The sequence below is a fragment of the Citrobacter sp. Cf118 genome (assembly GCF_030334095.1).
Lineage (GTDB): Bacteria > Pseudomonadota > Gammaproteobacteria > Enterobacterales > Enterobacteriaceae > Citrobacter > Citrobacter freundii.
In genome coordinates this window covers 17,780-36,850 of record NZ_JAOWES010000042.1, presented here as the reverse complement: position 1 = coordinate 36,850, position 19,071 = coordinate 17,780, and the positions used below count along the sequence as shown (strand labels likewise).

Sequence of the window (19,071 nt, the reverse complement as noted above, 5' to 3'; positions counted from 1 at the left end):
AAAGTGAGGGAACGTGACAATGTCGAAAAAGGAGCAAACCATGCAGGTCAGCAGAAGGCAGTTCTTTAAGATCTGCGCTGGCGGTATGGCAGGCACCACGGCAGCGGCACTGGGTTTTGCACCCGGCGTAGCGCTCGCGGAAACACGGCAATATAAACTGCTGCGTACCCGCGAAACCCGTAACACCTGCACTTACTGTTCCGTTGGCTGTGGACTGTTAATGTACAGTCTCGGTGACGGAGCAAAAAACGCCAAAGCATCCATCTTCCATATCGAAGGGGACCCGGATCACCCGGTTAACCGTGGCGCGCTGTGCCCGAAAGGGGCAGGACTTGTGGACTTCATCCACTCCGAAAGTCGCCTGAAATTCCCGGAATACCGCGCACCAGGCTCTGATAAGTGGCAACAGATTAGCTGGGATGAGGCATTTGACCGCATCGCTAAACTGATGAAAGAAGATCGCGACGCAAACTACGTTGCACAAAACGCCGAAGGCGTAACCGTTAACCGCTGGCTTTCCACCGGGATGCTGTGTGCTTCCGCTTCCAGTAACGAAACCGGCTATTTAACGCAAAAATTCTCCCGCGCGCTCGGTATGCTCGCGGTCGATAACCAGGCACGCGTCTGACACGGACCAACGGTAGCAAGTCTTGCTCCAACATTTGGTCGCGGTGCGATGACCAACCACTGGGTCGACATTAAAAACGCCAACCTCGTTGTGGTGATGGGCGGTAACGCCGCTGAAGCTCACCCGGTCGGATTCCGCTGGGCGATGGAAGCTAAAATTCACAACGGCGCGAAGCTGATTGTGATCGATCCGCGCTTTACGCGAACCGCAGCGGTGGCTGATTTCTATGCGCCGATTCGTTCCGGTACTGACATTGCTTTCCTGTCAGGCGTCTTGCTGTACCTGCTGAACAACGAAAAATTCAACCGCGAATACACTGAGGCCTATACCAACGCCAGCCTGATCGTGCGTGAGGATTACGGTTTCGAAGATGGCCTGTTCACTGGCTACGACGCGGACAAACGCAAGTATGACAAAACCAGCTGGAACTACGAGCTGGATGAAAAAGGCTTCGCCAAACGCGATGTCACCCTGCAACACCCGCGCTGCGTGTGGAACCTGCTGAAACAGCACGTCTCCCGCTATACGCCGGACGTTGTAGAAAATATCTGCGGTACGCCAAAGGCTGACTTCCTGAAGGTCTGTGAGTACATCGCAGAAACCAGTGCCAAAGATAAAACCGCGTCGTTCCTGTACGCCCTTGGCTGGACACAACACTCCGTAGGTGCGCAGAACATCCGTACCATGGCGATGATCCAGTTGCTGCTTGGCAACATGGGTATGGCCGGCGGCGGTGTTAACGCCCTGCGCGGTCACTCCAACATTCAGGGTCTGACCGACTTAGGCCTGCTGTCACAAAGCCTGCCGGGCTATATGACGCTGCCGAGCGAAAAACAGACTGACCTGCAAACCTACCTTGCCGCCAACACGCCAAAACCGTTGCTGGAAGGTCAGGTGAACTACTGGGGCAACTACCCGAAATTCTTCGTCTCAATGATGAAAGCCTTCTTTGGCGATAAAGCGACAGCGGAAAACAGCTGGGGCTTCGACTTGCTGCCGAAGTGGGATAAAGGGTACGACGTGCTGCAGTACTTCGAGATGATGAACCAGGGCAAAGTGAATGGCTATATCTGCCAGGGCTTTAACCCGGTCGCGTCATTCCCGAATAAAAACAAGGTCGTGGCTTCACTGTCCAAACTGAAATTCCTGGTCACCATCGACCCACTCAACACCGAAACGTCTACCTTCTGGCAGAACCACAGTGAGTCGAACGATGTTGACCCGTCGAAAATCCAGACCGAAGTATTCCGTCTGCCGTCCACCTGCTTCGCCGAAGAGAACGGTTCTATCGTTAACTCCGGTCGCTGGCTGCAGTGGCACTGGAAAGGCGCGGATGCCCCGGGGATTGCCGTTACCGATGGTGAAATCCTCGCCGGTATCTTCCTGCGCATGCGCAAGATGTATGCCGAGCAGGGTGGCGCGAACCCGGAACAGGTGCTGAGCATGACCTGGAACTACTCCACACCACACGAACCGGCTTCGGAAGAAGTGGCGATGGAGAGCAACGGTAAAGCGCTGGCCGACATTACCGACCCGGCAACAGGTGCAGTCATCGTCAAGAAAGGCCAACAGCTTAGCTCGTTCGCCCAACTGCGAGACGACGGCACCACTTCCAGCGGCTGTTGGATTTTTGCCGGTAGCTGGACGCCGGAAGGCAACCAGATGGCACGTCGCGATAACGCCGACCCATCAGGCCTTGGCAACACGCTGGGCTGGGCATGGGCGTGGCCGCTCAACCGACGCATTCTGTATAACCGCGCTTCCGCTGATCCGCAGGGGAATCCGTGGGATCCAAAACGTCAGATCCTGAAATGGGATGGGGCGAAATGGAGCGGGATGGATATTCCGGACTACAGCGCCGCCGCACCTGGTAGCAACGTTGGGCCGTTCATCATGCAGCCGGAAGGGATGGGACGCCTGTTTGCTATCGATAAGATGGCGGAAGGTCCGTTCCCGGAACACTACGAGCCTTTTGAAACGCCGCTGGGGACTAACCCGCTGCACCCGAACGTCATATCTAACCCTGCCGCGCGCATCTTTAAAGGTGACGCGGAAGCACTGGGTAAAGCAGATAAATTCCCGTACGTCGGTACGACCTATCGTCTGACCGAGCACTTCCACTACTGGACCAAGCATGCGCTGCTGAACGCCATCGCACAGCCGGAACAGTTTGTGGAAATTGGCGAGAAGCTGGCGAATAAACTCGGTATCTCTCATGGCGATACCGTCAAAGTCTCCTCTAACCGCGGCTACATTAAAGCCAAAGCAGTGGTGACTAAACGTATTCGCACGCTGAAGGCCAACGGTCAGGATATCGACACCATCGGTATTCCGATTCACTGGGGCTACGAAGGTGTGGCGAAAAAAGGCTTTATCGCTAACACGTTAACGCCATTCGTCGGTGATGCGAACACGCAGACGCCGGAATTTAAGTCCTTCCTCGTGAACGTGGAAAAGGTGTAACGGAGACGACCTATGGCTTATCAATCGCAAGACATCATTCGTCGTTCCGCCACTAACGGTTTCACCCCCGCGCCTCAGGCGCGGGACCATCAGGAAGAGGTGGCGAAGCTTATCGACGTCACCACCTGTATCGGCTGTAAAGCGTGTCAGGTGGCGTGTTCAGAATGGAACGACATCCGTGATGAAGTGGGCAACAACGTTGGGGTGTACGACAACCCAGCTGATTTGACCGCTAAATCCTGGACGGTGATGCGTTTCTCAGAAGTGGAACAAAACGACAAACTGGAGTGGCTTATCCGCAAGGATGGCTGTATGCACTGTGCCGATCCGGGCTGCCTGAAGGCGTGTCCGGCTGAAGGCGCAATCATTCAGTATGCCAACGGTATCGTCGACTTCCAGTCCGAGCAGTGTATCGGCTGTGGCTACTGTATCGCAGGCTGTCCGTTCGACGTGCCGCGCCTCAACCCGGAAGACAACCGCGTCTACAAATGTACGCTGTGCGTTGACCGTGTCGTGGTCGGGCAAGAACCGGCCTGCGTGAAAACCTGCCCAACCGGCGCGATTCATTTCGGTACTAAAGAGTCGATGAAAACGCTGGCAGGCGAGCGTGTGGCGGAGCTGAAAACGCGTGGTTACGAAAACGCGGGTCTGTACGATCCGGCAGGCGTTGGCGGTACGCACGTCATGTACGTATTGCACCATGCTGACAAGCCGAATCTGTATCACGGCCTGCCGGAGAACCCGGAAATCAGCGCCACCGTGAAATTCTGGAAAGGCATCTGGAAACCTCTCGCAGCCGTCGGCTTTGCAGCGACATTTGCGGCCAGTATCTTCCACTACGTCGGTGTAGGCCCGAACCGCGCGGAAGAGGAAGAAGACAACCTGCATGAAGAAAAAGACGAGGTGCGCAAATGAAACGACGTGACACCATCGTGCGCTACACGGCGCCGGAACGCATCAACCACTGGATCACTGCCTTCTGCTTCATTCTGGCGGCAGTGAGCGGGATGGGCTTTCTCTTCCCGTCTTTTAACTGGCTGATGCACATCATGGGCACTCCGCAACTGGCGCGAATTGTGCACCCGTTTGTCGGCGTGATCATGTTTGCCTCGTTTATCATCATGTTTTTCCGTTACTGGCACCACAATCTAATCAATCGGGATGATATCTTTTGGGCGAAGAATATTCGTAAGATTGTCGTCAACGAGGAAGTAGGTGACACGGGACGTTATAACTTCGGCCAGAAATGCGTATTCTGGGCGGCGATTATCTTCCTGGTCCTGTTGCTGGTGAGCGGAGTGGTCATCTGGCGTCCGTATTTTGCGCCTGCTTTCTCAATCCCGGTGATCCGATTCGCGTTAATGCTGCATTCATTTGCCGCAGTAGCGCTAATTGTGGTTATCATGGTGCACATTTACGCCGCCCTTTGGGTGAAAGGCACCATTACCGCGATGGTGGAAGGATGGGTTACCAGCTCATGGGCGAAGAAACATCACCCGCGCTGGTACCGTGAAGTCCGCCAGAAACAGGAAAAGTCATCTGAATGAGTATTCGCATAATCCCGCAAGATGAGCTGGAGAAGAGCGAGAAACGCACGGCGGATATGATTCCGCCGTTATTATTCCCCAGACTCAAAAATTTGTATAACCGCCGCGCTGAGCGCCTGCGCGAGCTGGCCGAGAACAACCCGCTGGGCGACTACCTGCGCTTTGCCGCGCTGATCGCCCACGCGCAGGAAGTGGTGCTGTACGACCATCCGCTGCAGATGGATCTGACCGCGCGCATCAAAGAAGCGAACGATCAGGGCAAACCGCCGCTGGATATCCACGTCCTGCCACGCGACAAGCACTGGCAAAAGCTGCTGCAGTCGTTGATTGCTGAGCTGAAGCCAGAGATGAGCGGTCCCGCGTTAGCGGTGATCGAGAATCTGGAAAAAGCCTCAGAGCAAGAACTGGAGCTGATGGCCAGCGCGCTGTTTGCCTCTGATTTTGCCTCCGTCAGCAGCGACAAAGCACCGTTCATTTGGGCTGCCCTGTCGCTCTACTGGGCCCAGATGGCAAGCCTGATCCCCGGCAAAGCCCGTGCGGAATACGGTGAACAGCGTCAGTACTGCCCGGTGTGTGGTTCAATGCCGGTCTCCAGCATGGTGCAAATCGGTACCACCCAAGGTCTGCGTTATTTGCACTGCAACCTGTGCGAAACCGAGTGGCACGTGGTGCGCGTGAAGTGCAGCAACTGCGAGCAGAGCCGTGATTTGAACTACTGGTCACTGGATAACGAACAGGCGGCAATCAAAGCTGAAAGCTGCGGCGACTGCGGGACATACCTGAAGATTCTCTATCAGGAAAAAGACCCGAAAGTCGAAGCCGTGGCCGACGATCTCGCTTCACTGATGCTGGACGCGCACATGGAGCAAGAGGGCTTTGCCCGCAGCTCCATCAACCCGTTCCTGTTCCCGGGTGAAGGGGAGTAAGTTCTTCGCACTACCGGGCGGCGTAAGTCGCCCGGGTTATAATGTATACGGTGTGACCACACCGGATAGGCCTGCAAAATCCTTAGTATTTCGCGTAACCAGCGTAAGACGATGAATCTGTGCTGTTGCCAAAATAATGGCATCCGGCAATTTCATCCCATATTCCTGTCTGATACTCACGCTTCGTTCAGCAATATCCTGTGAAACGCCGATCACGTTAAAAGCACCTAGCGCAACACGAGTACGGGCTTCCTGATGGTATTTTTTTGCACCCACCATCACCTCCATCCATGTAATGAGGCTGATTGCATTCTGCGGCGGCCATGTTTCTATCGCTAGTTTTGCTTCATTTCTCCCACTAAACAGATCGATGAGGATGTTGGTATCAAAAAGCGCGGATCCTTTGACCATTACCATTCCTCACGGAGTTTACGCTGGTATTCAACACCATCTTCCTCACAGCCTTGCCACAGCCCAAGAGCACGTGAAATTGTGGTTTCAGCCTGATCCTGCCTCTCAAGATACTGTTCAACGGCCTCCCGTAAAAGTTCTGCTCGCGGCAGGTTGCGCTGCACCTTGAGGTCATCAAGACGTTTAATCACTTCATCTGATAAATCGAGTAAAATTCTGCCCATATCCATCCCAGCCATCATACTCATATATACCTCCAGTATATCATCAGCGATTAATTTCCACACAACATACACCTGAAAAAAGCGAGAAAATAGCCTCCACGCGAACGATTTTTACTTTTGCGAGCCGCTTTCCAGATTCATTCCCACCCCTATTTTTCCCATTTTCATTCTTAGTAATCCAGGTTATAAACCTGTATATCCATACAGATAAGAGTATTTAAAAATGGTACTGGAAAGCGGGATTGCGCAGTTAGTGGAGGCATTTATCGCGGCGGGACGCCCTTCTTCCCGTGAGCAGAATATTGATGACCGGAGAGCGGCCTATATTGCCAGTACGGCGCTGGCCGGAGAAACTGAAACCCGCGTACAGGCTGAAGATATTGAACTCGATGCCATGGCATTTCGCGTTATTTCGCCGCGGGGCAGCACGGGAAATCTCCCCTGCGTTATCTATTATCACGGTGGCTGCTTTGTCAGCGGTGGATTTGCCACACATGATAACCAGCTAAGGCAACTCGCCTGGTACAGCGGCTGTCGGGTCATTGCGGTGCAGTATCGCCTCGCACCAGAGCATACCTTCCCGGCAGCACATAACGATGCTGAAACCGGGGCCAACATTATCTGGAAGTATGCCCAGAAACTGGGGGTAGACCGGGACAACATTACGCTTGCTGGCGACAGCGCAGGTGGACACCTGGCGCTAGTCACCGCACTACGCCTGAAAGCGGCCAGGCAATGGCAATCTGCACAGCTTATGCTGATCTACCCGATGCTGGACGCAACCGCCAGCTTTGCGAGCTATGACCATAATGGACAGGATTACATTATCACTCGCGATACACTGCTTTCGGGCTACGAAATGTATATGCCGAAAACCGATCCATTACATCCCGAAGTCAGCCCACTCTGGCGCAAAGACTTCAACGGTTTACCGCCCACGCACATCATTACTGCCGAATTCGATCCACTTAGAGATGAGGGTGAAGCCCTGTATCAACGGTTCCTGGAGCAAGGCGTGGAGTGCTCTTGCCAACGCTATCTCGGCGTCATCCACGGTTTTTTCCAGTTGGCAGGGGTGAGCCCGGCGGCACGAAATGTGATGCGAGATGTGGCCTGGCGGCTTGGCCAATAAGGATGTTCATGAGTTCTAAAATTAAGGAAGGTACCCGTCAATACAATTATCGACAGCATGCGATTTTTATCAAAATGCGGATTATGGCATTTTCATAATCCGCATTTTACATCAGCAAATGAACCCAACATTACATTTTAGCCAGAGGACCTACTCTTCCTCGTTACCGCCTTCTTCATATGCGCCAAACGGTTTCGCAGGTAGCACAATGTAAGTACCTTCAAACACGACGCCCGGAGTGTCATCGCCAAACACCCCGACCTGCATCTGAACTCGCGCCTTGCGACCTCTTGCCAGGCGGTCGAGGTCACCGCTCAACGACCCCAGATCGGCAATAGCAGTTGGTTTCCCGGTGATCGGCCTGCTGTATCGGATATGCGCGTCGGCCAGGATTATTGTCCCACCCAGATGACGCTCGCGCAGCATCAGCCAGATAAGTCCCCAGCCCGTTAGCGTAGCCAGTGAAAACAGGCTACCGGCAAACAGGGTATGGTGCGGATTCTGATTGCCTGTCTCGGGCATCGTGGTGATAAATTTCTGCCCAGTGTACTGCTGAATGCGTACGCCCATTTTCTCACTCAATGGAATATGTTCGTACCAGGCTTGTTGTAGCTGTCCGCACCAGTCACCGCGATGGAGAATATCGTCCAGCGTCGCAATGGGCTTAATCATCAAAAAGTGGCGCACCGGCGTGGTTTGTGGCGTGGTGATTTCCCCCTGGCTCACAAAACCGAGCTTGGCGAAAAATTCGACCGCATCTTCACGGGCACTACAGGTTACGCGTTTGACCCCTTCCTGACGCGCCACAGACTCCAGAGTCATCGCCATCAGCGTGCCCAACCCTTTCTCTTGCACGGAAGGATCTACGGCCATAAAGCGTATGGAAGCTTCGTTATCCGCGTTGATATACAGACGCCCTACCGCAACCAGATTCCCCTCTTCGTCCACCACCATCTGGTGATGCGCCATCGCGTCCCAGGCATCCCGTTCGGAGCCTTTTGGCTGGTGCAATGGTTTACGCAGCATCTCCCAGCGAAACTGGTAGTAGCGCTCCAATTCTTCTTCTGTTTGCGGTACTCGAAGGTGATACATAGTCGTATTCTCTCTTGTTGTCCGCGGCCATACCGGTAGCTGGTTCATACTTGTAACCAGAACGTCACCGGGCCATCATTAACCAGTGAAACCTGCATATCCGCAGCGAATCGACCGGTTTGCGTATTCATTTCCTGTTGGCGGCAACGCTCAACAAAGTATTCATACAGCGCTTCTGCACGCTCGGGCGCTGCGCCTTTCGAAAACCCCGGGCGCATGCCACGCTCGGTATCTGCCGCCAGCGTAAACTGTGAAACCACCAGCACGCTGCCGCCTGACTGCTGCACGTTGAGGTTCATTTTACCTTCGGCATCGCTAAAGATTCGATAACCGAGTACACGCTCGCACAGGCGATTCGCTTTCTGTTCGTCATCATCCCTTTCGACACCTAACAGGACCAAAAGTCCTGGGCCAATTTCACCCGTCACCTCGCCCTCCACGGTGACGCTGGCACGGGTTACGCGCTGAATTAATGCAATCATGGTTGCTCTGCTTCTTCTTCTTTTGCGGCTTGTTTAAGTTTGCGGTATTCCCCGAGAGTGACAGTTATTTCCGCGCCTAGCAAGACGATACACCAGGTCCAGTATACCCAGACAAATAAAATGGGGATCACCGCCAGAACACCGTAAATGAGCTGATAAGACGGGAACATCGTGATATAGAGCGCAAATCCTTTCTTTCCGGCTTCGAACAACACAGCAGCCACAAAGGCACCAATAACCGCATCACGGTTGGGTACACGCGTAGTCGGTACAATGCTGTAAAGCAGCCAGAACGAGAGCCAGGAAAGCACCAGCGGGAAAATACGCAGGACGTTATCAATCACCGTGTTGAGATCGCTGGCCCAGCGCAATGACAACAGATAAGAGCTGATCGCCAGACTGGCCCCCGCCAACATCGGCCCCAGCGTTAAAATCATCCAGTAGACGGCGAAAGAGTAAACTTTAGGGCGAGTACGCTTACTGCGCCAGATAGTATTCAACGCATTATCAATGGCATACATCAACAATAACGCTGTGACAATCAGCCCGCATGCCCCGACTGCCGTCATTTTGTTCGAGTTGGCGACAAACTGTTCGATATAACGTTGAATGACGTCTCCCGTCGCCGGGATAAAGTTTGCGAAAATAAAATGACGTAACTGGACACTGACGTCGGAAAACATCGGAAATGCGGCGAAAAGCGCAAATACGACGGCAATAAGCGGCACTAATGAGAGCAACGAAACGTAGGCAAGATTCCCTGCCAGCGTCGTCATATTGTCCTCATCAATCCGCTGCCATAATAGCTTCAGCCAGTCTCGTACAGGACGCGTATGATGCCTGGCTTGCTGCTGAACATTTTTTAGCATAACAACGTCGCGAAATAGTCAGGAATGGTCTTTTTATCGACGACCTGGATACTGGTGATCCCTAATCGGTTAGCCCCTTCAATATTATCGGCGTTATCGTCAAAAAAGACCGCATCGTGCGCAGAAAAACCTTCAGACTGCAGGACGTGCTGGTAAATCCGCGCTTCCGGTTTACGCATGCCCAGTTCCTGGGAAAGGTAAATATGGTCAGCAGCCTGACGGATCTCGGGATATTCATCCGGCCAAAACGTGGTGTGCAGGCGGTTGGTATTCGACAAGACGACCACCCGATGCCCCTGCTCACGCAGCTTTTGCATGATGTCGATGACCTCAGGGCGCAAGGCGACAAAAACGGCCTGCCAGCCGTGAGAGAACTGCTCGTAACTTAGCGGCAGCGCCATCTCATGACATAGCGCCTCGGCAAAGGCTTCATCCGTTATTTCACCTCGCTCGTGCTGGTGAAAAGCCTCCCCCATGGTGAAACTTTGCTTTAGCGAAGCCAACGGTACACGACTTAGATCGCTCCATGTGCCCAACACGCGGTTGAAGTCGATATCGACAATCACATTACCCAAATCAAAGATATAGAGCATGCCCTTCTCCTTATTCGCCGTGGATGAATAACTGTAGCGGGAAAGGAGAAGTTTGACTATGCGTCCCTGTCGGGATTATTGGCTAAGCCATCAGAATTCCTGTGTAAATTGCCAGCGCGACTCAATCACCAACGGAAGACCTGCACTGACAAACTGCGGTGTCCTATTTATCGCATTTGGCGCCTGAGTAAGCGGATTGACACATGTTGCGTCGGGCTGTTTGTCAAAGATAACCAGACTTTGCGCACTCGATGTCATCGTCATACTCAGCTTACCTGGCCACTGTAATCTGACATTGAGACCGTCATTAAAACCAAAGCAGTCATCCCACGGACCTGATTGCGGAGGGATTTTATTACCTGTTGGTAACTCATTATTCCCGGCTTCTTCCTGCCAGTTGGCCTTAAAACATACCAGTAATTCATCTTCTTCATTCTGCTGGCCCAGTTGTTTTACAAACCAGGGGTGCCATCCAGCAGATGCCGGAAAAGTTTCAGACATGGTGTGAATTTCAAGTCGCAGAATTAACGCATCGTCTTCAAGAGTCAACGTCTGCAGGACCTCTCCTTGCCAGGGCCAAGGAGCGCCAAGTGGCATGCGCAGTTTCAAGGTGTCTGCTTTATGTTCGACAATTTCCCATGATGAATAACAGGCCATACCATGTAGAGCATGGGGCGGTTTGTTAGCAGGTAATGCGTACTGCTTCTCCCCCATTGTTAACGTTGCATCGCCAAGGCGGCCTGCCCAAGGAACCATAGGAAAGCAGCCATACTGAAATGCTTTACGCTGTGGCTCCCATTGACGTAACACTTCAAAACCAAATGCCTGTAGCGAGGTGATTCTGGCACCATCACGCGGAAAAACTTGCAGATGTAAATGTCCTTTTTCCAGCAAAATAGGTTGGCCGATCGGTCCCGGCCAGGCGGTATCAAAAGCACGCTGTAATGCTTGATAATGCTCAGTATTCAATTCATTGTTCATGTTATTGCTCTCTGATATTTCGGTAAGAAGTTAAATGTTATTAGCGTCATTTTTATTGTCTGAATGTGGCTCTATAAGCCAGACGCAAATAAATGAAAGTATTGAGATAACAAACAGAAACAGTGCTACATACCACGGTTTCCCGCCTCCCAGTGCCAACAAGCTGGAAGCAATTAGCGGGCTTAACCCACCCAGAATTGCTGAGAACTGATAGGCAAATGAAAGACCCGTATAACGCACTCGTGTTCCGAACATACGGGTAAATAAGGTGGGCTGTACAGCAAACATCATCGTTGGCCCCAGGTTATAGCCAATAATCATGCAGCACCAAATAATGAGTGTGCTTTTTGTATCCAGGAGCATGAAGAATGGAAATGCGAAAAGGATGCAAAAACCAGCGCCAAACAAATACATCCGCCGTTGCCCAACGCGGTCGGAAATCCAACCAATTAATGGACAACATACAATGCCAATTGCCGAAGCGATCAACATACCGTTGAGTGGAATATCCCTGGATAACGCCAGCTGACTAGAAATATAGACAATCCCAAACGCATTAATAATATTCGACGAAACGCTCTCTGCCAGTCTCGCGCCAAGCGCCAATAAAATATTACGTGGATGTTTGCGGAAAAGTTCAATCAACGGCGGCGCTGATTTTTTCTTCGATACTGCCGTTTTTTGTTTCTTAAAGTCCAGAGTCTCTTCAGTATGCAGTCGTATGAACATCCCAACAATTAACATGATGGCAGACAGCCAAAAAGGGATACGCCAACCCCAATCCAGAAACTCTTCTTGGGTTAGAAAGTGATTACATATTGCAAACACCCCTGTCGCCAGCATAATCCCAACCGAGGCTGCCGTTTGTGGAAGCGAACCTAAAAATCCTCGTTTTGCTTCAGGCGCAGATTCAATAGTCATTAATGCGGCTCCGCCATATTCCCCACCGAGACCGAATCCCTGCACCAGACGCAAAACCATCAAAATAATCGGAGCCCAGATACCAATATCCTTATATGTTGGTATGAAGCCGATTAAAAACGTTGATGAACCAACAATCGCTAATGTCCAAATCAACGTTATTTTGCGACCGACTTTATCGCCAAAGTGGCCAAAAACAATGCCCCCTAACGGACGTGATAAGAAACCAACACCAAAAGTCGCGAATGCGGCGATCAGACCAATAAAAGGATCGCTATCAGGGAAAAATAGAGGAGCGAAGATAAGCCCCGCTGCCGTTCCGAAAATGAAAAAATCGTACCATTCCATCAGTGCGCCAGCGAAACTTCCCATGACAACGCGCCTCATGGCTTTGCCGGATAGTTCTTTCCCTTGTGCCTGTACTATTTCAGCCATAATTTTCCTCTCCGGGTCGGCGAGAAATCTGCGCAATAAAATCACTAAAAAAGCGGCGGATTTATACGAAAAAGCGCGTCGACATTTTGCGACGCGCTTGCTTGTTATTTATCCAGCTCAGCCAGTACCTCAGCGTCTTCAGCGTCAACGTTTGCACCAAGTGGTTCCCACTTGATCAATACGCATGTCAGGAAACCAAGGAAAGGAACAACTGCCAGCCAATAGAATGCATCTGTCTTTAGCGCTCCCCATAACATAGGCCAGAAAATAAGTCCGGCAATTGCCCCTGTACGCATAATGGCACGAGCAAATCCTACGCCGGTCGGGCGAATAGATGGTGGATAAGAAAGTGTGGCAATGGTCATTCCCAGGCCGCCCGGGCCCGCTGAATGGAAGAAAATGATTGCGCCCAACAAACCTAAAGAAAGCCATGGGTTGGTGGTTGCTAATGCACCTAAAGCCAGTAATGCAACCGTTACGACGGCGAAACCATACATCGACTGAAAGCGAGTACCCAAACGCTGGAGGATAAGTGAACCAATCAATCCACCTGTAATGCCACACAGGGCATTCACTACCGCAGAACCGCTAAGAGCCCCAGTTAATCCACCGCTCAGTATTCCCGCCAAAGTCAGAGGTAAATAAACACCCACGGCGTTATATTGCCAGGCTTGCATCGTCGCCACAACGCAGCCGAGAATAGTACGTTTGCGATAACGTGAGTTAAATAAAATCCCATAACCACCATGAAACTTACTTTCTGTTTTTTCAGCAGAAAAATCATCGCTTTTTGGTTTGGCAGCAACGCGAGCATGAACACCATAGCGTTTAGCCAGAATATCGCAGGCTTTATCATAACGTCCGACTCGTGCGGCCCACATTGCAGACTCACCGATGAAGAAATAACGCAGGATCATGATAATGACGGCAAAAATAGCACCAATGAAAATACCATAGCGCCATAATTGCTCTTCTGCGATACCCGACAACAACAGTGGAAGCAGCACAAGATAGACGACCGTAGTTGATACATACCAGGCCATTTGCCAGAGATTAACTGACGAACCGGTTTTCTTAGATGTTGAGCCGCGTAGTTCTGCCACCGCATTTGTTGCCAGCGGGAAATCAATACCCAAGCCAAATCCCATGATTACGCGACACACCAGCACCCACCAGATGTTCGGGGCTATCGCGACGGCTGCGGCACCTATTGTGCACAGGCCCATTCCGATGATAAAAGCACGCTTTTGACCAAAGCGGTTAATCACACGGTTCGCCAGTAATCCACCAATCAGGGCGGCGACTAAAACAGAGGCGTTAACCGTCGCCGCCAGCCCCGGTGAAATACCAAATTGCAATGCAATATATTTATTACCAAACCCCACCATCGCCGCCTGATAGGCATCAATTAGAATGCCGCCAAGAGCGATAAAAATGACGCCGACACTGGTGTTTACTGCTGAATGTTTGTTAACAATATCAATCACGTCCTGGGGACGGCCGATCGAGTAAGGTGTAGGACTGGTGATGTGACTCATCGCAGCATCCTTTTTCATTGTTGTAGGATGGCGCTACCCATAAGCAGCGCCAGACAGAGGGTTACAGCATCAAACCTCAGCAAATTGCAGCATGACTTTTATAGAGTCATTTTGCTGCGCACGTTCAAACGCCTTATCCGCATCTTCGACAGGGAAGAGATCAGTCACCAGTTCGCTGGTGTCAAACCGCCCATCCGCAAGCCATTCAATCACGGCATCGAAGTCTTCCGGGATATACATGCCGGAATTCAACAAATCGCGTTCGAAGCGCTGCATCATCGGAAGAGGTATTTCACGTGGGCCACTCGGTACCCCCATGCACACTACCGTTCCGCCAGCATAAACGTGGGTAAATGCATCATTCAGCGTGGTCTGGGCAGCAACAACATCAATTGCCCCCGTAAAACGGACCTGTGCATCCAATTCCCCCGGAGCCCAGACTTCGGTGGCACCTAGCTTTAACGACAACGCGCGCTTGGCGGCATCAGGTTCGATGACGGTGATCTTTCCCGCGCCCATGATGCGCAATGCTTGAACGATGGATAAGCCTATTGTCCCTGCACCTATCACTAGTACACTTTCCAATGACGCTTTCGGCATACGGCTCACGCAATGACGCGCGCAGGCTGCGGGCTCAGCGAAAGCCAGTGCTTTTAGTGGTAACGAAGCAGGTGCAACATGGCAATTTCGTGCAGGTACAATGTGCTGCGAGCGGGCAAAACCCGGTGCCCGGAAGCCTGCAACCTGTGGCGGCTCACAGAGATTAAAGCGGCCCGCTTTACAAGCACGACACTCCATGCAGGCCATTATCGGGTCGACTACGACATGATCGCCCGGCTTAACATTCGTTACTTCACTGCCCACTTCAGTTACGCGTGCCGCAATTTCATGTCCAGGCACAACCGGAGGTTTTGCAAATGGGTGTCCTCCTTTCAGTACATGCAGATCAGAGCCACATATTCCGTAAAACACCGGAGCAATGCGGACTTCTTGCGGTTTAAGTTCCTGGTGCGGCAGCTCAACATATTGGGTGGTCACCTTCCCAATATCAGAAAATAGAACTTGGGTAATCTTATCCATGGTTCTTCTCCAGATTCGTTAAAATGGGTGATTAACGCTGAGAAATCCCTTCATCGACGATTTCTGCCAGACGTTGTAAGCGTGGAACCGACACATCACGCAACATTGTTTGCGGATCTTGAGCACCAACAACCGATGCCCAAACGGCACGCCCTGCCAGGAATCCGGAAGCTCCACCCTTTATGGCGATACGGACCGCACGGCCAAAAATATCCGCATCAACACCAGAAGAGAGAATGACCCACGGCATTTTCATTTGTTCATGCAACTTTTGACACGCAGCAAGTAGGGTCTGTTCATCACCTTTGCCGCCTAATGGCATTTCAGCTTTATAGAGGTCAGCATCGGTGCAACCGAGTTCAGCCGCTGCGGCAACGATGGCACTTTCCCGGTCAAATTCCCAACCACGACGAGGAGGTCGGACGACCGGTTCAATGATGCTGACCAACCCTGCGCTACGGCAGCGTTGAACAAACTCAGCCACCATAGCCAAACGTTCTTCTGCAGGTTCATCTTCACGCCACAGCACCAACAACTTCATGGCTTTCGCACCCATTTCGCGGGCTTTATGCGGATCAATCGCTCTGTCAATTTCGACACTATCAACTGGAATACCATTACCCGGAACAAAATGGTCAGCCGCCACAATCAGTCCACATGAATCAGCCACTGCACCTTGAGAGACAATCTGATCGAGACAAAATTGTTTATCTGCCAGAACCGCTGAAGCGTAAGGAGACAGAATTTGTGTTGCTGCAACTTTAAAATCAGTCAATACGCTGTCGGCAACCGGTTTAGGGTGTCCAGACGCTGCAAACATCAGGCGCATTGCTTCACGCTGATCAACGGCCAGCATGGCAAATCCACCGCCAGGGCGAGAAATATCTTTCAGCGTGTATGGGGTATTGTGGGAAGACATAATAACTCCTGTAACTGTTTAAAATTTAGAGTGAATCTGGTCGGCCAGCCTGCTGACGAACCTGAGATAACAGTGCACTCCAGTCCTGACGGCCTCGACCGTTCTCGCTGGCACGGGTGTAATAGGTTTCTGCTGCAATGCCCATATTGAGCGGCGCGCTGGTCTGACTAGCGACATCGACGGCAATGCGCAGGTCTTTCAACGCGAGGTCCACCATGAATGCCGGAGAAAGGTCTCCTTTAAGTACCTTGCCAGGCCAGGTTGTCGTAAAGTGCCCCTTGCCTGCGGCAGTACCGCTCATGACTTTAATGGCCACATCAAGGCTCAAACCCAATGATTCGCAAAGAACAGCGGCTTCCGCTGACAAGGCGTTCAGCGCAATACTCATATAGTTATTGATGAGCTTTACGCGGATCCCCATACCGGGACCGCCAGCTTCCACCAGCTCATTCCCCATACACATCAGCACAGGGCGAGCACGTTCAACCTGTTCAGGCGTTCCGCCAGCAAGAATCAGCAGCGTGCCGTCAATCGCGTTAACTGACGTCCTGCCCACGGGGGCATCCATCATGCTGATGCCTTTCTCTTTCATCTCATGGATCAATGCATCGGTCTGCAATGGATGAATCGTGGACATGTCAATAACCAATGCATTGGGAGACAGGCCTTCGCTTACGCCATCTTTACCCAGCAGAACTTGCCGAACGATGTCGCCATTTGGCAGCATAGTGATAATGAATTCGGCACCTTTAGCGGCTTCGGCAGGTGTTTGAGTAGCAGTCGCACCTTTTTGTACTAATTCATTGACTGCCTGTTGGTTTACGTCGAACACACGCAAAGCATGTCCCTTTTGCAACAGATTATTAGCCATTGGGCTGCCCATCTGGCCCAAGCCCAAAAATGCAACGGTTGTCATGAATGCTCTCCTGTCTCAGGTTGACAAAATAATTACAATTAAAAAATCGTTTTCGTCTGTTTTTGAGCATATTTGTAATTTATGACTAAAAACAAGACACACGTCACTAATTTGATCATTTATGTCATTAAAATGGACAAAAGAAGACAAGATCACACAGGACTAACCAAATATGACCAGAATTGCATGTGTTGGAATCACCGTTCAGGACCGTATTTATTCTCTAAACAGCCTGCCCGATGGCGGGGGGAAATATCAGTCAAATCAATATCTGGAGACAGGTGGCGGCCCGGCAGCAACGGCAGCTGTCGCCATTGCCCGGCTTGGTATTGACGTTGATTTTATAGGACGTGTAGGCGATGACAGTTGTGGGGATACCTTGCTTAACGAGCTTCAGAGCTGGGGGGTCAATACGGCGTTCTGCCGGCAATACCCGAACTCCCGTTCATCCCAGTCCGCAATTTTGGTCGACCAGCATGGCGAACGCATCATCGTGAACTATCCAAGCCCAGATCTCGATACGGATGCAGGGTGGCTGGAGTCGATTGATTTTTCCCGTTATGACATCGTTCTGGCCGATGTACGTTGGCATGAAGGAACGTTGAAATCCTTCGAACTGGCACGTGCCGCTGGAGTTCCAACGCTGTTGGATGCCGATATGACACCACAAGATATAACCCCATTGGTGGCGCTGGCCGATCATGCCGTTTTTTCAACTCCAGGTCTGAAAAGAATGACCGGGCAAGATGATGCACAACAGGCACTTAAACTGGCCGCTGAGCAAACCAATGGTAAAGTGTACGTTACGCTTGGTGGCGAAGGGTCACTATGGGTCGAAAATGGGCATATGTGTCAACAGACTGCATTTTCTGTCAATGTTGTGGATACAACCGGTGCAGGCGATGTTTTCCATGGTGCAATGGCAGCAGCTCTTGCAGAGCAAATGCCGACTGACCAGGCGATTCGCTTCGCAAGTGCGGTGGCGGCGATGAAATGCACTCAGGCGGGTGGACGAGCCGGAATTCCTAATCGTGCGCAAACCGAATCATTTTTGTCATTTTATGCGTAAAATAGCCAACAATTACGGGGAAGAAGTCCAGGAGTATTCATGAGCATCATTGAAGTCACCGGTAATCCGCGACACGATCAACTTGTTCATTACATTACAGAACGCGGCTATATGAATATCGAAGAGCTCGCACAATTGCTGGACGTGTCCACGCAAACCGTGCGCCGGGATATTCGTAAATTAAGCGAACAGGGCTTGATCACCAGACATCATGGTGGAGCCGGACGTGTATCCAGCGTCATGAATACCGCCTTTGAACAGCGAGAGTTGTCCCTTACCCAGGAAAAAGAAGCGATTGCGGAAGCGGTTGCTGATTATCTTCCTGAACGCTGTACAGTATTTATTACCATTGGTACAACGGTGGAAGCCGTCGCACGAGCTTTGCTGAACCGCCGGGATCTCCGCATCATTACTAACAGTCTTCGTGTTGCACAGATCTTATATAAGAATCAAGATCTTGAGGTCATGGTGCCCGGTGGAACGCTACGTGCTCATAATGGCGGTATTGTTGGTCCAGGAGCAGTGAACTTTATTGAAGGATTCAGAGCCGACTATTTGATTACTAGTATTGGTGCCATTGAGGAAGACGGCACCCTATTGGAATTTGACGTTAACGAAGCGCTTGTCGCCAAAACGATGATTAAGCATGCACGTAATACGCTGTTAGTTGCTGATCATACTAAGTTTACTGCCTCAGCCGCTGTATCCATCGGTAATATGCGTAAAATTCAGGCATTTTTTACCGATTCCCAGCCACCAAATTCATTCAAGCAATTGCTTGATTTAGAAAATATTGAGCTAGTCATTGCAGAGCAGGAAACGACCTGATCTTTTAGATAAAAAAA

At 51.4% G+C, this 19,071-nt stretch carries 19 protein-coding genes; 7 read left to right on the top strand and 12 right to left on the bottom strand.

Annotated features, from left to right (window positions below; genetic code table 11):
* The first annotated feature begins 40 nt into the window (after window positions 1-40).
* The 4 genes from fdnG to fdhE are packed head-to-tail and all read left to right on the top strand — an operon-like array spanning window position 41 to window position 5,564.
* Window positions 41-3,091 carry a formate dehydrogenase-N subunit alpha gene (gene fdnG / locus OGX67_RS00710; RefSeq protein ID WP_257651934.1) on the top strand — a complete coding sequence of 1,017 codons (3,051 nt, stop codon included), beginning with the start codon at window positions 41-43 and terminating at the stop codon, window positions 3,089-3,091.
* Window positions 3,092-3,103: 12 nt separating this feature from the next.
* On the top strand, window positions 3,104-4,006 hold the full coding sequence (gene fdoH / locus OGX67_RS00705; RefSeq protein WP_003028691.1) for a formate dehydrogenase O subunit beta: 903 nt from the start codon (window positions 3,104-3,106) through the stop codon (window positions 4,004-4,006).
* Window positions 4,003-4,638: a formate dehydrogenase cytochrome b556 subunit gene (fdoI, locus tag OGX67_RS00700; protein ID WP_003028686.1), complete on the top strand. Its 636-nt coding sequence runs from the start codon at window positions 4,003-4,005 to the stop codon at window positions 4,636-4,638. Before fdoH ends, fdoI begins: the two co-directional genes overlap by 4 nt.
* Entirely contained in the window at window positions 4,635-5,564 is a 930-nt protein-coding gene (fdhE, locus tag OGX67_RS00695; protein ID WP_003028685.1) for a formate dehydrogenase accessory protein FdhE, read from the top strand. The genes fdoI and fdhE overlap by 4 nt, the downstream gene beginning before the upstream one ends.
* Before the next feature lie 36 nt (window positions 5,565-5,600).
* Here the strand turns inward: fdhE and OGX67_RS00690 are convergent, their stop codons facing one another.
* Together OGX67_RS00690 and OGX67_RS00685 are read right to left on the bottom strand one after the other, a co-directional pair.
* Window positions 5,601-5,975, bottom strand: coding sequence for a type II toxin-antitoxin system VapC family toxin (locus OGX67_RS00690; RefSeq protein WP_003028682.1), 375 nt, complete (start codon window positions 5,973-5,975; stop codon window positions 5,601-5,603).
* Window positions 5,975-6,217 (bottom strand): ribbon-helix-helix domain-containing protein, encoded by a 243-nt coding sequence (locus OGX67_RS00685; RefSeq protein WP_043018956.1) that lies wholly within the window; start codon window positions 6,215-6,217, stop codon window positions 5,975-5,977. Before OGX67_RS00685 ends, OGX67_RS00690 begins: the two co-directional genes overlap by 1 nt.
* 205 nt (window positions 6,218-6,422) lie before the next feature.
* Here OGX67_RS00685 and OGX67_RS00680 point away from each other — a divergent pair, with 205 nt between their 5' ends.
* Complete coding sequence (locus OGX67_RS00680; protein WP_257651928.1) at window positions 6,423-7,331, top strand: alpha/beta hydrolase; 909 nt, start codon at window positions 6,423-6,425, stop codon at window positions 7,329-7,331.
* A 150-nt stretch (window positions 7,332-7,481) separates the two neighbouring features.
* Here the strand turns inward: OGX67_RS00680 and fabY are convergent, their stop codons facing one another.
* The 10 genes from fabY to yihU all read right to left on the bottom strand — a co-directional run bounded on the left by fabY (window position 7,482) and on the right by yihU (window position 17,157).
* Window positions 7,482-8,423, bottom strand: coding sequence for a fatty acid biosynthesis protein FabY (fabY, locus tag OGX67_RS00675; RefSeq protein WP_003825286.1), 942 nt, complete (start codon window positions 8,421-8,423; stop codon window positions 7,482-7,484).
* A gap of 44 nt (window positions 8,424-8,467) precedes the next feature.
* Window positions 8,468-8,905, bottom strand: a complete 438-nt coding sequence (dtd, locus tag OGX67_RS00670) for a D-aminoacyl-tRNA deacylase (RefSeq protein WP_003028671.1) — start codon at window positions 8,903-8,905, stop codon at window positions 8,468-8,470.
* Window positions 8,902-9,774 carry a virulence factor BrkB family protein gene (locus OGX67_RS00665; protein ID WP_257651929.1) on the bottom strand — a complete coding sequence of 291 codons (873 nt, stop codon included), beginning with the start codon at window positions 9,772-9,774 and terminating at the stop codon, window positions 8,902-8,904. The genes dtd and OGX67_RS00665 overlap by 4 nt, the downstream gene beginning before the upstream one ends.
* A complete protein-coding gene (yihX, locus tag OGX67_RS00660) occupies window positions 9,768-10,367 on the bottom strand; it encodes a glucose-1-phosphatase (RefSeq protein WP_003028663.1) in 600 nt (199 codons plus the stop codon). Before yihX ends, OGX67_RS00665 begins: the two co-directional genes overlap by 7 nt.
* Before the next feature lie 90 nt (window positions 10,368-10,457).
* Entirely contained in the window at window positions 10,458-11,348 is an 891-nt protein-coding gene (locus OGX67_RS00655) for an aldose epimerase family protein (protein ID WP_071696215.1), read from the bottom strand.
* 30 nt (window positions 11,349-11,378) lie between these two features.
* Window positions 11,379-12,704, bottom strand: a complete 1,326-nt coding sequence (locus tag OGX67_RS00650; RefSeq protein WP_257651930.1) for an MFS transporter — start codon at window positions 12,702-12,704, stop codon at window positions 11,379-11,381.
* 104 nt (window positions 12,705-12,808) lie between these two features.
* Entirely contained in the window at window positions 12,809-14,242 is a 1,434-nt protein-coding gene (locus OGX67_RS00645; protein WP_071696214.1) for an MFS transporter, read from the bottom strand.
* A gap of 69 nt (window positions 14,243-14,311) precedes the next feature.
* Window positions 14,312-15,322, bottom strand: a complete 1,011-nt coding sequence (locus OGX67_RS00640) for a zinc-dependent alcohol dehydrogenase (protein WP_071696213.1) — start codon at window positions 15,320-15,322, stop codon at window positions 14,312-14,314.
* A 31-nt stretch (window positions 15,323-15,353) separates the two neighbouring features.
* Window positions 15,354-16,241 carry an aldolase gene (locus OGX67_RS00635; protein ID WP_071696212.1) on the bottom strand — a complete coding sequence of 296 codons (888 nt, stop codon included), beginning with the start codon at window positions 16,239-16,241 and terminating at the stop codon, window positions 15,354-15,356.
* Window positions 16,242-16,266: 25 nt separating this feature from the next.
* Window positions 16,267-17,157 (bottom strand): sulfolactaldehyde 3-reductase, encoded by an 891-nt coding sequence (gene yihU / locus OGX67_RS00630; protein ID WP_286525628.1) that lies wholly within the window; start codon window positions 17,155-17,157, stop codon window positions 16,267-16,269.
* Between the two features lie 172 nt (window positions 17,158-17,329).
* Here yihU and OGX67_RS00625 point away from each other — a divergent pair, with 172 nt between their 5' ends.
* Window positions 17,330-18,226: a sugar kinase gene (locus OGX67_RS00625; RefSeq protein ID WP_071696210.1), complete on the top strand. Its 897-nt coding sequence runs from the start codon at window positions 17,330-17,332 to the stop codon at window positions 18,224-18,226.
* 39 nt (window positions 18,227-18,265) lie between these two features.
* Window positions 18,266-19,054 (top strand): DeoR/GlpR family DNA-binding transcription regulator, encoded by a 789-nt coding sequence (locus OGX67_RS00620; RefSeq protein WP_071696209.1) that lies wholly within the window; start codon window positions 18,266-18,268, stop codon window positions 19,052-19,054.
* Window positions 19,055-19,071: the final 17 nt, after the last annotated feature.